Source organism: Lacinutrix sp. MedPE-SW, assembly GCF_001874145.1.
Lineage (GTDB): Bacteria > Bacteroidota > Bacteroidia > Flavobacteriales > Flavobacteriaceae > Lacinutrix.
The window spans coordinates 141,374-156,235 of record NZ_MPCX01000005.1 but is presented as its reverse complement, the minus strand read 5'-3'; the positions used below and the strand labels follow the sequence as shown (position 1 = coordinate 156,235).

The 14,862-nt window shown below is 30.5% G+C and carries 17 protein-coding genes; 11 read left to right on the top strand and 6 right to left on the bottom strand.

What is annotated here, in order from left to right; genetic code table 11:
- Window positions 1-43: 43 nt before the first annotated feature.
- Window positions 44-2,524 (bottom strand): TonB-dependent receptor, encoded by a 2,481-nt coding sequence (locus BM549_RS06845; RefSeq protein WP_290469586.1) that lies wholly within the window; start codon window positions 2,522-2,524, stop codon window positions 44-46.
- A gap of 167 nt (window positions 2,525-2,691) precedes the next feature.
- On the opposite strand from BM549_RS06845, the gene BM549_RS06840 reads away from it, so the two are divergent.
- Window positions 2,692-3,054, top strand: coding sequence for a CoA-binding protein (locus BM549_RS06840; RefSeq protein WP_290469585.1), 363 nt, complete (start codon window positions 2,692-2,694; stop codon window positions 3,052-3,054).
- Here the strand turns inward: BM549_RS06840 and BM549_RS06835 are convergent.
- Window positions 3,038-4,501, bottom strand: a complete 1,464-nt coding sequence (locus tag BM549_RS06835) for a sodium:solute symporter (RefSeq protein ID WP_290469584.1) — start codon at window positions 4,499-4,501, stop codon at window positions 3,038-3,040. The genes BM549_RS06840 and BM549_RS06835 overlap by 17 nt on opposite strands.
- 159 nt (window positions 4,502-4,660) lie before the next feature.
- On the opposite strand from BM549_RS06835, the gene recR reads away from it, so the two are divergent.
- From recR to BM549_RS06820, 3 genes are all read left to right on the top strand, one after another.
- Window positions 4,661-5,278, top strand: a complete 618-nt coding sequence (gene recR / locus BM549_RS06830; protein ID WP_290469583.1) for a recombination mediator RecR — start codon at window positions 4,661-4,663, stop codon at window positions 5,276-5,278.
- Between the two features lie 6 nt (window positions 5,279-5,284).
- Window positions 5,285-6,382 carry a glycosyltransferase family 2 protein gene (locus BM549_RS06825; protein WP_290469582.1) on the top strand — a complete coding sequence of 366 codons (1,098 nt, stop codon included), beginning with the start codon at window positions 5,285-5,287 and terminating at the stop codon, window positions 6,380-6,382.
- A 114-nt stretch (window positions 6,383-6,496) separates the two neighbouring features.
- A complete protein-coding gene (locus BM549_RS06820) occupies window positions 6,497-7,804 on the top strand; it encodes a dihydrolipoamide acetyltransferase family protein (RefSeq protein ID WP_290469581.1) in 1,308 nt (435 codons plus the stop codon).
- A gap of 279 nt (window positions 7,805-8,083) precedes the next feature.
- Here the strand turns inward: BM549_RS06820 and BM549_RS06815 are convergent, their stop codons facing one another.
- The 4 genes from BM549_RS06815 to BM549_RS06800 form a co-directional block, all read right to left on the bottom strand.
- Window positions 8,084-8,926 carry an alpha/beta hydrolase-fold protein gene (locus BM549_RS06815; protein ID WP_290469580.1) on the bottom strand — a complete coding sequence of 281 codons (843 nt, stop codon included), beginning with the start codon at window positions 8,924-8,926 and terminating at the stop codon, window positions 8,084-8,086.
- Window positions 8,927-8,962: 36 nt separating this feature from the next.
- Window positions 8,963-9,421: a hypothetical protein gene (locus BM549_RS06810; protein WP_290469579.1), complete on the bottom strand. Its 459-nt coding sequence runs from the start codon at window positions 9,419-9,421 to the stop codon at window positions 8,963-8,965.
- A 122-nt stretch (window positions 9,422-9,543) separates the two neighbouring features.
- Complete coding sequence (locus BM549_RS06805) at window positions 9,544-10,263, bottom strand: 3-ketoacyl-ACP reductase (RefSeq protein ID WP_290469578.1); 720 nt, start codon at window positions 10,261-10,263, stop codon at window positions 9,544-9,546.
- 20 nt (window positions 10,264-10,283) lie between these two features.
- Entirely contained in the window at window positions 10,284-10,862 is a 579-nt protein-coding gene (locus BM549_RS06800; protein WP_290469577.1) for a glutaredoxin domain-containing protein, read from the bottom strand.
- A gap of 175 nt (window positions 10,863-11,037) precedes the next feature.
- Here BM549_RS06800 and BM549_RS06795 point away from each other — a divergent pair, with 175 nt between their 5' ends.
- The 7 genes from BM549_RS06795 to BM549_RS06765 all read left to right on the top strand — a co-directional run bounded on the left by BM549_RS06795 (window position 11,038) and on the right by BM549_RS06765 (window position 14,754).
- A complete protein-coding gene (locus BM549_RS06795; protein WP_290469576.1) occupies window positions 11,038-11,811 on the top strand; it encodes a 3'-5' exonuclease in 774 nt (257 codons plus the stop codon).
- A gap of 8 nt (window positions 11,812-11,819) precedes the next feature.
- Window positions 11,820-12,431 carry a fumarylacetoacetate hydrolase family protein gene (locus tag BM549_RS06790; RefSeq protein WP_290469575.1) on the top strand — a complete coding sequence of 204 codons (612 nt, stop codon included), beginning with the start codon at window positions 11,820-11,822 and terminating at the stop codon, window positions 12,429-12,431.
- Between the two features lie 2 nt (window positions 12,432-12,433).
- Entirely contained in the window at window positions 12,434-12,775 is a 342-nt protein-coding gene (locus tag BM549_RS06785) for an Hpt domain-containing protein (RefSeq protein ID WP_290469574.1), read from the top strand.
- The gene (locus BM549_RS06780) at window positions 12,776-14,023 is read left to right on the top strand and encodes a CinA family nicotinamide mononucleotide deamidase-related protein (RefSeq protein WP_290469573.1); all 1,248 of its coding nucleotides are present in this window, start codon (window positions 12,776-12,778) and stop codon (window positions 14,021-14,023) included. It begins immediately after the preceding gene.
- Window positions 14,024-14,102: 79 nt separating this feature from the next.
- Window positions 14,103-14,339, top strand: a complete 237-nt coding sequence (gene rpmB / locus BM549_RS06775; RefSeq protein ID WP_013868806.1) for a 50S ribosomal protein L28 — start codon at window positions 14,103-14,105, stop codon at window positions 14,337-14,339.
- 58 nt (window positions 14,340-14,397) lie between these two features.
- Complete coding sequence (gene rpmG, locus BM549_RS06770; RefSeq protein WP_013868805.1) at window positions 14,398-14,580, top strand: 50S ribosomal protein L33; 183 nt, start codon at window positions 14,398-14,400, stop codon at window positions 14,578-14,580.
- Window positions 14,581-14,601: 21 nt separating this feature from the next.
- Entirely contained in the window at window positions 14,602-14,754 is a 153-nt protein-coding gene (locus tag BM549_RS06765) for a DUF4295 domain-containing protein (protein WP_013868804.1), read from the top strand.
- Window positions 14,755-14,862: the final 108 nt, after the last annotated feature.

The window sequence follows — 14,862 nt, the reverse complement described above, 5'->3', positions numbered from 1 at the left end:
CAACTTTTATAAGGACTATTAAATTGAGCTGAATTTTGTGTTTTTACATAAATCCACCACCGCTAGATTTTTCGTTATTATCTCTATTTTTTCTAGATTTAGCTCTGTATTTCCCACCACCAAATCTATAATTTAGTCCTAAAAATATGTTTTGGTTTTCCCAATTAAAATTTCCGGTTTGTCTAAATGGGTTATCACCTACAAAACCAAATTCCATAGTATTAAAAATATCATTGTAATTAATACTTATAGACCCTTTACCTTTAGCAAAGCTTTGTCTTGCTCCTACATTTACAAAATACATTGGTGTACTTTCAAACTGGATACCTTTATTTTTTCCTCTATATAATCCAAAAAGAGAGAATGATAAGGTTTTGCTTACACTAAAGTTATTGAAAGCTCTAAAATTCCAAGCTACATTATCTACTTCAATTTCACTTCTAATAATATCGTCTATAGTTGCATTTTCTAATGGTACATCTATACGTTCTGTAATACCGGTTTGTGTTTGCGAAAACAAATCAAAACTTGCATTAATGCTCCACCATTTTGTTGGTCTGTAATTACTTGATAACTCTATACCAAAAGCCGATGTGTTATCAAAGTTATCATTAGTTAAAATTAACCTGCTTAAATCTGTTTGGTCTACAAATACGGCAGTATTAATTTCGTCTTCAATAATTCTATAAAATACACCACCAGTTATGCTTCCGCCTTTTACTACACGTGTATAGTTTGCTTCTATAGAATTTGTAAATTGTGGTAAAAGATTTGGGTTTCCAAATTGAGATATTAATGGCGTGCTCCATTCTCTAATAGGGTTTATTTGTCCAATTCCAGGTCTATCTATACGTCTACTATAGCTTAATTGATATGAGTTTTTCTCGCTAGGACTATAAGTTAAAAACAACGAAGGATAGACTTCAAAATAATCATTTTTAAAAGGATTTGGAGTAGTTTCGTTTGTTTCTATTTCTGTCTCTAAGGCATTAGCGTTAACCTCTACAGTCTCTGCTCTTAAACCAATTTGGTATGTGAATTTTTCAAATTTCTTTCCGTAGGTTGCATAAGCAGAGAATATGTTTCTTTCGTAATCAAAAGTTGTTGATGGTGTTTGCCTTAGCATTCCAGCTTCATTAAAGCTCAAACCAGTAGAGGCAAAGTTTATATTGGTTTCAAATAAACGTGCTTGTAACCCTAATTCTAATTTTGCTTTTTCACTTAATGGGTTTACATAGTCTAGGTTTATGGTTGTTCTATTTCTTTCTGTTCCTACTAAATCATTTCTTGTAGGACTTAGTGCATTTGCACCAAAATTATAAAAATTAGCATCTTCATCTTGTTCAAAATCGTTATAATCTACTTCTAGCTCTACGTTGTGACCATCTTTAGCAAAATCTAATTTGTAATTTAAGTTGTACTGCCCAGAGATGTTATCGTTTGTATTTTTAAAAGTTTGGTATTGGTTAGCGGCTTCATCATCATAAAATAAAACACTGGTTTCACTATTAGTTTTAGAGTCGAATGTATTTTGGTTTGTGAAAAAAGATACTGTGTTTTTATCATTAATGTAGTAATCTACACCAACTTTATATAAGTGATTTTTAGTGTTAGATAAGCCTCCAAAAAACTGTTGAGAATTATCGTCTATACGTAAAATGTTTCCTCTGTTTGCGTTTTTAGCAATATTGTTTCCATAGTTTCCGTAGATGTTAATTTTTCCGTTTCTATAGTTTAAATCTACCGATGAATTAAATTTTGCATTTTCATCTACATTTAATCCCATATTTATACTACCATTAAATCCTAATTTCACGTTTTTATGTAGTACTATATTTATAATACCACTCATACCTTCTGGATTATATTTGGCAGATGGATTTGTAATTAACTCTATACTTTTTATAGAGGTAGAAGGAATTTGTTTTAATAACTGTGCAGCAGGAATGTTAGATAATTTTCCGTCTACCATAACGCGCACATTTTGATTACCACGTAAACTTATAGCTCCAGATTGCTGGTCTACACTTACACTTGGTAAGTTATTCATAATATCACTTGCTGTTGGTCCAGTTGTAGTAAGGTCTTTACCAACGTTTATTACTTTTCTGTCTACTTTTTGTTGTATTGTAGAAACTTCGGCCGTGATTTCTACCTCGCCTAAACTGGTAGCTTCTTCAAATATTTTAATAGTACCAAAGTCTATTCTTTTAGTGGCTTTGGTAATTTCAATTTCACGACTTACTGTTTTGTAGCCAAGGTATTCGATGCTTACTTTGTTTTTTCCTTCAGGTATATTTTCCATGTAAAAAGTACCGTCTTCTTTTGTAAGACCACCTGTAATAATTTTATTATTTAAATCTCTAATTACAATATTTACATATGGTAAGGGTTCGTTAAGATTTCCGTCTAAAATAGTACCAGTAATAATTCCATTTTTAAATATGGATGGACTATTAACCGAAGTTTGTGCCTGTAATGTAAAAGCCATTACAAATAGGCAAATGCTTAAAAAATGTTTCATTTTGATTGATTGGTGTTTTTTGATTGATTGTATTTAAATTGGTTTGTTTTGGTAATAATATAAAGACGTTTGTTTTAAATTTCTGTTACCGCTTTTAACAGGTGTTAACATGAATTTAACATTTGTCTTGTTTCTTTTTATTAATATGAGATAAGAAATAAAAAAAGATGAATAAGAAAACATTAGTAATAGGGGCATCAACAAAACCAAATAGATATTCTAATATGGCGATGCAAAAATTAACAAATTATAATCATGATACTGTGGCCTTTGGAATGCGTCCAGGAGAAGAATATGGTGTTACTATAGATACAGAATTAAAACCTTATAAGGTTTTAGATACAGTAACTCTATATTTAAACCCTACTAGGCAAAAAGAATATTATAACTATATAGTGTCTTTAAAACCCAAGCGTGTAATTTTTAATCCAGGAACAGAAAATCCAGAATTTTACGCTATTCTCGAAGAAAATAATATTGAAGTAGAAGTTGCTTGTACATTGGTAATGCTATCTACAAACCAGTATTAACTTCTTTTTTATTGGTAATAAATAATAAGCCAATAAATGTTAGTAAGCCGTTTACTATTAAAATTTCGAATCCAAATTGGTAGCCAAATAATAGCTCTTTAGAATACAGATTCATAAAGTAAGATAGTAATGGTGCGGCTATGGCAATAATCCAAACATATTTATCTTTAATATGGTTTTTGGTTAAAATGCCAAATGCAAATAAGCCAAGTAATGGACCATAAGTATAACCAGCAGCTTTAAATAACTCCCATATAACAGAAACATCTTTAAAAATAGTATCAAATAATATAATTACAGCAACAAGTAGAAAACTAAAAAAGATATGCACACGTTTACGTATCTTTTTTTGTTCTTGCTGTGGTTTTTTATCAAGCTCTATAATATCTATACAAAAAGCAGTTGTTAGTGAAGTTAAAGCAGAATCTGCACTCGAGTAAGCAGCAGCAATTAAACCTAAAAGAAAAAATGCTGAAGTCGCAATACCTATTTCTGGCAACATGGCTACGGTTGGAAATAAATCATCCTTTTTGGCAGTAATACCATTTTGCTCTGCATATTGGGTAAGCATTAAACCTAAAGCTAAAAATAAGATGTTTACAAATACAAGAACCACTGCAAACGAAAGCATATTTTTTTGTGCTTCTTTAATATTTCTACAGGTTAGGTTTTTTTGCATCATATCTTGGTCTAAACCTGTCATGGTAATAGTAATAAATATACCTGCTAAAAAGCTTTTCCAAAAATACTGCGGATCATTACCATCGCTAAAAAAGAAAACCTTACTCATGTTGCTATTAGTAATATTGCTGTAGACTTCACTAATACTATTTAAATTTAAAGCAGAAGCTAAAAAGAAAATTGCCACAATTACGGCAGTAAGCATAAATAATGTTTGTAAAGTGTCTGTAAAAATTATAGTTTTAATACCACCTTTAAAGGTATATAGCCAAATTAAGGCAATGGTAATTAATACGGTAACCGGAAAAGGAATACCAAATTGATTAAAAACTAAAAGCTGTAAGACCTTAGCAACTAAAAACAGCCTAAAAGCAGCACCAACCGTTCTAGAAATTAAAAAGGCTACAGAACCTGTTTTGTAACTTGTACTGCCAAACCTATCTCTTAAATACGTATAAATAGACGTTAAGTTTAATCTATAATATAAAGGTAATAATACATAAGCAATAACTAAATAACCAACAAAATAGCCTAGTACAACTTGAAAATAGCCAAACTGTTTGCCTTCTACAGCACCAGGAACAGAGATAAATGTTACGCCAGATAGCGATGCTCCAATCATACCAAAAGCAACCAAATACCATGGTGCAGATTTGTTTGCTTTAAAAAAAGCAGCATTTGTATCTTCTTTTCCTGTGAAATAAGATATTAAAATAAGCACACCAAAATAGGCAGCAATTAATAATAAAATTTGAGTAGCAGTCATGTAAATTATATTCTACCGGCCAAAATACAAAATAAGTTTACAGCTATAGGTTTGTTGTAAAAAAATAGTAAAATATAACTTATTATTACCTTAAGTATTAATGTATTTAAGTGCGCTAAAATTAGCGAAAGTCTTGACTAATATTTAAATTCGCAGTCTATGGAATTCTCATCAAAACTTTTGGAAAATGCTGTTAACGAAATCTCACAATTACCAGGTATTGGTAAGCGTACAGCATTACGTTTGGCATTACATTTATTAAAACAACCAAAGGAGCAAACCACAAATTTATCGCAAGCAATTACACACATGCGCGAAGATTTAAAATTTTGTAAATCTTGTCACAATATTAGCGATGTAGAACTGTGTGAAATTTGCGCAAATCCATTACGAAAAAAAGATGTTATTTGCGTCGTTGAAGATATTCGCGACGTTATGGCTATAGAAAATACGGCATCGCATAAAGGATTGTATCACGTTTTAGGCGGAAAAATAAATCCTATAGAAGGTATTGGTCCACACGATTTAAATATTGTAAGCTTAATAGAAAAAGTAAAAAGCGGAAACATTAAAGAACTTATTTTTGCCTTAAGTCCAACTATGGAAGGCGATACTACCAACTTTTATATATTTAAACAATTACAAGGTTTAGAAGTACAAACCTCTACAATAGCCAGAGGAATATCTGTTGGAGATGAGTTAGAGTATGCAGATGAGGTAACACTTGGACGCAGTATTTTAAACCGTATTCCGTTTGAAAACTCATTAAAACAATAAGCCTTTTTGCAACTCTCGGTTATCATACTTAACTATAATGTACGCTACTTTTTAGAGCTATGTCTACAAAGCGTAGAAACAGCAATACAAAATATAGATGCCGAAATAATAGTAGTAGATAACAACTCACAAGATAAAAGTTGTGCTATGGTAAAAGCTAAATTCCCTAAAGTAAAACTTATAGAAAATAAAAATAACTATGGGTTTTCTAAAGGAAATAATATAGGAGTAGCACAAGCCCAAGGCGAATATATTTGCATATTAAATCCAGACACGGTAGTAGGAGAAAACACGTTTAAAACACTCTTGCAATTTGCAAAAACAAAACATAACCTTGGTATAGTAGGCTGTAAGTTAATAGATGGAAATGGTGAGTTTTTACCCGAAAGTAAACGTAACGTTCCAATAACAAAAGTAGCAATACAAAAAGCTTTAGGTAACTCACAACACTATTATGCAAACCAACTATCTAAAAATGAAATAGGTAAAGTACCCATTTATGTAGGCGCATTTATGTTAATAAAGCGCGATGTTTACAAAGCTGTAAATGGTTTTGACGAAGACTATTTTATGTATGGCGAAGATATAGACCTAAGTTATAAAATTATAAAAGCAGGTTACCAAAGCTATTATTATGGAGAAATAAGTGCAATACATTACAAAGGAGAAAGCACTTTAAAAAATAAAACCTATGCAAAACGCTTTTATGGCGCTATGCAAATATTTTATAAAAAACATTTTAAACGTAATGTAGTTTTTGATGCTTTGGTTTTTTTAGGCATACAATCTGCAAGAATATTTGGCAATAAAGGAAAAGATGTAGTTGTAAAAACTGAAAATTACGCATTAGTTTCAAATAAGGAAATAGATGTTTTAGCCGAAAAATTAAAAAAACCGATATCATCAATTCAAAATATAACGGAAGCAAAAGCCAATACACAGGTGATTTTTGATGCTAACTATATTAGTTTTCAAAAGATTATTGAAGAAATGGAAACTTCAGAAAAAAATAAAAATTTAACTTTCAAAATACTTCCAAAAAACGCTAATTTTATACTCGGAAGTCATTCCTCAAAAAGTAGAGGAGAAGTGATACACTTTTAAGTATCAAAATAATAGAGTTAATAAAATCAAAATTATAATGAATAGTCAGATAAATAAGCTATTTTTTATTAATTTTGCATTTTGAAAATATAAAAAGACACATTTTTTATTAATATGGCAAGATTTGAACTAAAATTACCGAAAATGGGAGAAAGCGTAGCAGAAGCTACGATTACTTCATGGTTAAAAGAAGTTGGAGATACTATTGAACAAGACGAAGCAGTTTTAGAAATTGCAACAGATAAAGTAGATAGTGAAGTACCAAGTGAAGTTGATGGTGTTTTAGTAGAAGTGCTTTTTAATGTAGACGATGTGGTACAAGTAGGCCAAACCATTGCTGTGATAGAAACAGAAGGTGAAGGTAATACAGCCGCTACAGAACCAAAAGCAGAAGAAGTTGTAGAAGAAAAAACAGCACCTGCAGTTGCAGAGGTTGAAAAAACGGTGACTAAAGCTCAAGAAACAGCAGCGCCAATAAGTTCTAATGGCGAACGTTTTTACTCTCCATTAGTAAAAAATATGGCTAAAGCCGAAGGTATTGATCAGGCCGAATTAGATGCTATTACAGGAACAGGAAAAGATGGTCGTGTAACTAAGGCAGACATGCAAGCTTACTTAAAAAATAGAGGTTCTCAACTTGCACAAGAAGCAGCTGCACCAGCTAAGACTGCTAAACCTGAAGCTAAAAAACCAGCGCCAGTTGTAGCAGCACAAGGTGATGAAATTATAGAAATGACTAGAATGGGCAAGCTTATTGCGCATCATATGGTAGATAGTGTACAAACAAGTGCACACGTACAAAGTTTTATCGAGGCCGATGTTACAAATATCTGGAACTGGAGAAAGAAAGTAAAAGGAGAATTTATGAAACGTGAAGGCGAAAACCTTACGTTTACGCCTATATTTATGGAAGCCGTTGCAAAAGCATTACGTGATTTTCCTATGATGAATATCTCTTTACAAGGCGATACAATTGTTAAAAAGAAAAACGTAAACCTAGGTATGGCAGCAGCTTTACCAGATGGGAATTTAATTGTACCAGTTATTAAAAATGCAGACCAACTTAACCTGGTTGGCATGACAAAAGCTGTAAACGATTTAGCAGGACGCGCAAGAGATAATAAATTAAAACCAGACGATATACAAGGCGGAACATATACTGTAACAAATGTTGGTACATTTGGTAGTATTATGGGGACACCAATTATTAACCAGCCACAAGTAGGTATTTTAGCTTTAGGTGCTATACGTAAAGTGCCAGCAGTTATAGAAACACCAGATGGCGATTTTATAGGTATACGTTATAAAATGTTTTTATCACACTCTTACGATCACAGAGTTGTAAATGGAGCACTTGGTGGGCAGTTTGTAAAAGCAGTAAAAGACTATTTGGAAGCTTGGGATTCTAATAGAGAAATATAATTTATACTACTTATTATATATAAAAAGCACAGTTTAATTACTGTGCTTTTTTTTGTTTTATAGAACTTTATTTATTCATTTATATGTGTCATTTTGAGAATTAAACCAGATTTAATGTGGCAGTACCTAAGATATATTTTATAATATGAAATTAGTTAGGCATTTGTTGTGGAATATTTGTAGTATCAAAAGTTTTAAATAATATATAGCATAACAAGCAATGTGTATTATTTCTAATTATTATAATTGTTTAGTTATTTCTTTAAAACGGCTCATGTTTTATTCGTACTTTAAAATGTCTGTAATAATATTAGTAAATTCTTTTTTCCAAAATTTATTATTATGTCCGCCATTATATTTCTTAACATCTATAAAGGAGTTTGTTTCGGCATATTTTAATTTTAAAAACTTAGCATCAGCATCAAGAAAAGTTTCTTCACTTCCATATCTTAAATAGAGGTTTGGATATTTAGTATTAGTATTCCAAGAAGTATTAGATTTTATATCACCGGCAAATGTTGAAAAACAAAGATAAGTACCTATTAAATCTGGGTTAGTATTTAGCAAACTCAAGCCAAATCCTGCACCATTAGATGCGCCATAAAAATATCTATCATCTCGGTTTGTGGTTTGATCAAGATTTTTTTCTATGTATTGAATTAATTCTTTACTAAAGTAATTTAAATGATTTTTAAAAGTATTTTCTAAATGTGGATACTTATTGTCTTTAGGGAAATCTTGATTTACATATTCAAAATACCTGTAAGTAAGATTGTGTCTTTTTCCATTACCAATTGTCATACTTGTACTGTCTGCAATTTTACCGTTAGAGAAACTTGCTACTAAAACTAAAGGCTTAATTATTTTATTATCTATTAATGAGTCTAATAATATTTTTTTATCTGTTAAATTGCTATTACCATCAGTCGCATATATAATTGGGTAATCTTTTTTGGTGTCAAAGTCTTTTGGTAAATAGAGATTGTGTTTTCTATAATTGCCAAAGCTTTCGCTGTAAAGAGAATCAATTAAAAATTTAGATTTAGAAGGTGCTGTAGTTGTTTTAGAATTACATGATGTAAATAAAATTCCTATTAAAAATATGCCAATTAATTTTCTCATTTTTTCTTTATTAATTATTTGCAATTCGTTTTAATATTAAGTTTTGTGTTGTGAAACTTTTACAACTATTCCATTTTCAAAATAGATATCTAGTACATCTGGATCTATATTAAATAAGCCAGGAACAAAACCAAGTTGGTATGCAATATGGTTGCTATTATAAATGTAAAAATCGTCTCCTAATAAATTGCTTACCTCTTTTTTGGTTTTTCCAATTAACAAATCACTTTCAATAATATCTTGTGACATTTTATACCTTTCGGTGGTATTTGTGTGCCATTCATTTTTATTAAAATTTGTTGTTGGATAATAGGATGCTATAAAAAACCATATGTAAATTATACTTATATATAGTAGCGGACTTAAGCATATAGCAGGAATAATAGCTATAAATTTTCTGTTACTTTTATTGCCAATATTCCATTTTTTTAAAACCCAATTAAAAAACAGGTAAGTTGGAATACCAACAATTAAAATTGAAAAAAGAAGACTCATTGAATAATAGCGTATTAAACTGTATGTGAAAAGTTAGTTTAAATATAAAGATTTAATTTTTAATTAAAACAAAAAAAAAACACAGCATTAAGCTGTGTTTTTTTATAAATAAAGATTTTATATTATGGGTTTGTAGACCATAATGCAGCACTTTTTAACATTGCTCGTCTTGGTAGCTGTAAACCGGCAACAATTAACTCTGCAAAATCTTCAGGTTGTAAAACACTATCTTGTGAGTCTTTATCTGCTATACCTAAATCTATAGACATGTCTGATGCTATTGTACTTGGTGTTAATGTGCAAACTCTAATATTATTTTTTCTAACTTCTTTCATTAAAGATTCAGACATACCAATAACTGCAAATTTAGATGCAGAATAGGCAGATGTAGTTGCATTACCATTTAATCCTGCGGTAGATGAGATGTTAATTATATCACCTTGGTTTTTATCTATTAAATAAGGTAAAACCTCTTTTGTAACATAGTACATACCCATAACATTGGTTTGTATAATTTTACTCCATTCTTCAACAGGCATATCGTTTAGTGTACCAAAAGCAGCGATACCAGCATTGTTAACTAAAATATCTACTGTGCTAAGTTTTTTAATTAAGTTGTCTATACTTGCTTTAACCTCTTCATAATTACCTACATCAAAAACTTCGTATTCTGCATTAACTCCTAAACCTTTAAGTTCTGCAACGGTAGCTTTAAGCGTGTCTTCATTTCTACCTGTAATACCAACATCAATACCTTGTTTAGCAAAAGCAATGGCTGTAGCTCTACCTAAACCTCTGCTTCCTCCTGTTATTATTGCTTTTTTGTTTTTTAAATTTTTCATTTTTAATTTTTATTCTATTCTTAATTAAACGCTTCTCGTAGTGCAGTAATAAAATCTTCTACACTTTCTATATTATTGTAAATGGCTGTATCTACTTTTAAAACTGGTATTTTATTATCAAAGTTTTTGTTTGTGTTGCTTTTAAAATCTTTAATAATTTTAAGATAATTAGTGCTGTCTTTATCTATGTTATATTCTGTGAAAGCAATTTTATTATTATTTAAAATACGTTTAGTATCTGGGCAAATAAGACAGTCGTTTTTTGTGTAAAGTGTTACTTCTTTATCTTTTAAAGCTTCATCTATTTTAAAATCTAAACCTTCGTGGTCTTTTTCTACTTCAATAGCATAAGCCACTTCATTAACAATAAAAGTAGTGTTGTACTTGCCTTCGGTACCATTTAATTGTATTAATGTTAGTAGTTTAATTTTGCTATTTGGAGTAATATTTCTAAGAATAGGTCTAGTGCTACTGCGTCTAAAATCTTTAGTATCTACTTTTAAAAAAATGTCATACGAGAGAGAATCTGTGTTATTAGCATAAAGTGTTATGCGTTTCCCTTTTTTTTTCTTCGGTAAGTTTAACGTATTTATGTTCATTTTGCGCAAAACTATATACGCTAATTAGTAAAAAAATAAATATGGTAAATTGTATTTTCATTATAATTTTTATTGTAGTCTTTAATGTGTGTAGTTTGTATTCTCTTCAAAATTTAAAGAATCAAAGTAAAAGTAACATAATACAATTATATTTGCATAAACCATACTACAAAACATGCAATTAAACCTAAATAAACCTATTTGTTTTTTCGATTTAGAAACAACAGGAATTAATATTTCTAAAGATAGAGTAGTAGAGATTTCCATTTTAAAAGTATTTCCTAACGGAAATAAAGAGAGTAAAACCTGGTTGGTAAATCCAGAAATGCCAATTCCAGCAGAGGTTTCTGCTATACATGGTATTACAGATGAACGCGTTGCAAACGAGCCAACATTTGCAGAACTTGCAAAGGATATTAATGTTATGATTAAAGATAGCGATTTGGCAGGATTTAACTCTAATAGGTTTGATATACCTTTATTAGCAGAAGAAATGCTTCGTGCAAATATGGATTTTGATATGAATAAACGCGTGGCAATTGATGTACAAACTATTTTTCATAAAATGGAACAGCGTACATTAAGTGCAGCCTATAAATTTTATTGTGATAAAAACTTAGAAAATGCACATTCTGCAGAAGCAGATACTTTAGCAACTTATGAAGTTTTAAAAGCACAATTAGATCGTTATGAAGATTTAGAAAACGACGCTAAATTTTTAGCCGAGTTTAGCTCGCATAAAAAGTTTGCAGATTTTGCAGGATTTATAAACTATAATAAAGAGGGCGAAGAATGTTTTTCTTTTGGTAAGCATAAAGGCAAAAAAGTACTAGATGTATTAGATAAGGAACCTGGATATTTTGGCTGGTTACTCAATGCAGATTTTCCTTTATATACAAAAAAGGTACTCACAGCTATTAAATTAAGAGCTTTTAATAATAAAATTTAAAACCGGTTATGAAGCTAATTTGTATAGGACGAAATTACACAGACCATATTAAGGAATTGGAAAATGAAAAGCCAACAGATCCTGTTGTGTTTTTAAAACCAGATACCGCTATACTATTAAAAAAACAACCGTTTTTTATACCAGAATTTTCAAAAGAAGTACATCATGAAGTTGAGGTACTTGTAAAAATAAATCGGGTTGGTAAGTATATAGATAAAAAATTTGCACATAAATATTACAATGAAATAGGATTAGGTATCGATTTTACAGCGCGTGATTTGCAAGCAAATTTAAAAGCAAAAGGACTACCTTGGGAAAAAGCAAAAGCGTTTGATGGAGCTGCCGTTGTAGGAAAATGGCTTCCAAAATCAAATTTTGAAGATTTAAACAACCTTAATTTTAGTTTAGAAAAGAATGAAAAAGTAGTACAGCAAGGCAATACGAGCCTAATGTTGTGGAAAATTGATGAAATCGTCGAATATGTGTCAAAATATTTTACTTTAAAGATTGGAGACATTATCTTTACGGGAACACCTGCCGGAGTTGGCAAGGTAGTTGCTAATGATAAATTAAAAGGATTTATAGAAAACCAAGAATTATTTTCTATAACTGTTAAATAAAAATGGAAAAATATTATAAATTACATAGACTACGTGAGCTTGCAGATAATGACGAAGATTTTATTTTAGCATTAGCCGAAACATTTTTAGAAGAAGTTCCTGCCGATGCCGCACTTTTAAAACAAGCAGTAGAAAATGAGAACATGCTTCAAGCTTACCAAACCGCTCATAAAATGAAACCTACTGTAGATGTTTTTGAGTTGGGAGTTTTAGATAAACTCATTGAAATACAAGATTGGGGCAAGTATAAAAAGGAAGGAGAAGATGTAAAACCACAATTAGCAATTGTGCTAGAAGCAATAGAAAAAGCTTCAAAAGAAATAAAAAGCGATTTTAGTTTATAAATGCAAGCCGAAATTATTACCATTGGAGATGAAATCCTTATTGGTCAAATTGTAGATACAAATTCAGCATATATAGGTAAAGCACTAAATGCCATAGGTATTTCGGTTTACCAAATAACCTCTGTTCAAGACGAAAAATCTCATATATTAAAAGCATTAGCAGAAGCTGAAGAAAATGCAGATATAATAATTATTACAGGAGGTTTAGGTCCTACAAAAGACGATATTACAAAGCATACCATAGCAGAGTATTTTAACGACACCTTAATTAGAGATGCTCAAGTCACAGAAAATATACAGCGTCTTTGGCGAGACTTTGTAAAGCAACCTATACAACAAGTAAACTTAGATCAAGCCTTAATTCCATCAAAAGCAAAACCATTAATGAATTTAGTAGGTAGTGCACCAGGAATGTGGATAGAAAAAAAAGATAAAGTCTTTATTTCTATGCCGGGAGTGCCTTTTGAGATGAAAGAATTAATGGTAAAAGAAGTAATACCTAGGCTAAAAGAAAAATACGAACGACCTTATATTATACATAAAACGCTATTAACCTACGGTGTAGGAGAAAGTATTATTGCCTCACGTATAGAATCTTGGGAAAACACATTACCACATTATATTAAATTAGCTTATTTACCAAGTTTAGGTAAAGTAAGATTGCGATTATCAGGAATTGGATTAGACGAAGACATTTTATTAAAAGAAATAGAAACCCAAATAGATACAGTATTACCATTAATAAAAGATATATTTACAGGTTTTGAAGACGAAGGTGATTTAGAAGAAGTAATAGCAAAAAAACTTACCCAAGACAATAAAACACTATCCATAGCCGAAAGTTGTACAGGAGGTCAAATAGCACAAATATTTACACAACATGCTGGAGCATCAGCCTATTTAAAAGGCGCTATTGTACCTTATGCAACACAAAGCAAAGTAAATATTTTAGGTGTTTCACAAGCATTAATAGATAAACATTCAGTAGTAAGCGCAGAAGTTGCAGAAGCAATGGCAGTACAATGCAAAAAACTATACGCAACAGATTTTGCAATTGCTACAACAGGTAATGCAGGACCCGAAAAAGGAGATTCTCAAGCAGAAATTGGTACAGTTTTTATTGCATTTGCATCAAAAAATGGAGTAATTTCACAAAAATTAGAGCTGGGAAATAATAGATTAAGGGTTATAAACAAGGCGGTAAATAAGGCTTTAGAACTTTTAAGTAAAGAAATTTTTAAAAATTGATAAAAAACAGATTGTCAATACTAAAAGATTTCATATATTTGCACCTCGAATTTTAATAACAATTTTAAAGTTATAAGTAATGTCAAGAGTTTGTGAACTTACAGGAAAGAAAGCAATGGTTGGAAACAACGTATCGCATGCAATGAATAAGACTAAGCGTAAATTTAACGCGAACTTAATCAAAAAACGTTTTTTTCTTCCTGAAGAAGATAAGTGGATAACTTTAAAAGTATCTACATCTGCTTTAAAAACAATCAACAAGATTGGTATCGCAGCTGCATTAAAAGATGCAAGAGCTAAAGGATTTATAAAATAATAGCCTATATAGGATGAGATTTTCGCTTGCGCGGAAATAACAAAAAAGAAATTTTACAATGGCAAAAAAAGGTAACAGAGTACAAGTAATATTAGAATGTACAGAGCATAAAGCTTCTGGGCAACCAGGAACTTCTCGTTATATTACGACTAAGAATAAAAAGAACACACCTGATAGAATGGAGATAAAGAAATTTAATCCAATCTTAAAGAAAATGACTGTTCACAAAGAAATTAAGTAATTAAGATAATTTTTTAGAATTATGGCAAAGAAATCAGTAGCATCGTTACAAACAGGATCTAAGAGATTGTCTAAAGCAATCAGAATGGAAAAATCTCCTAAAACAGGAGCATACATGTTTGTTGAAAAAATTATGGCACCAGATTTAGTAAACGATTTCTTAAACAAGAAATAAGTTTTACTATATGTACAATTTATTAAGCTGCTTTCTAAATAGAGAGCGGCTTTTTTAATGTCAAAATATTACGTTACTTTACAATAATTAATGACAATGTTTCAGTTT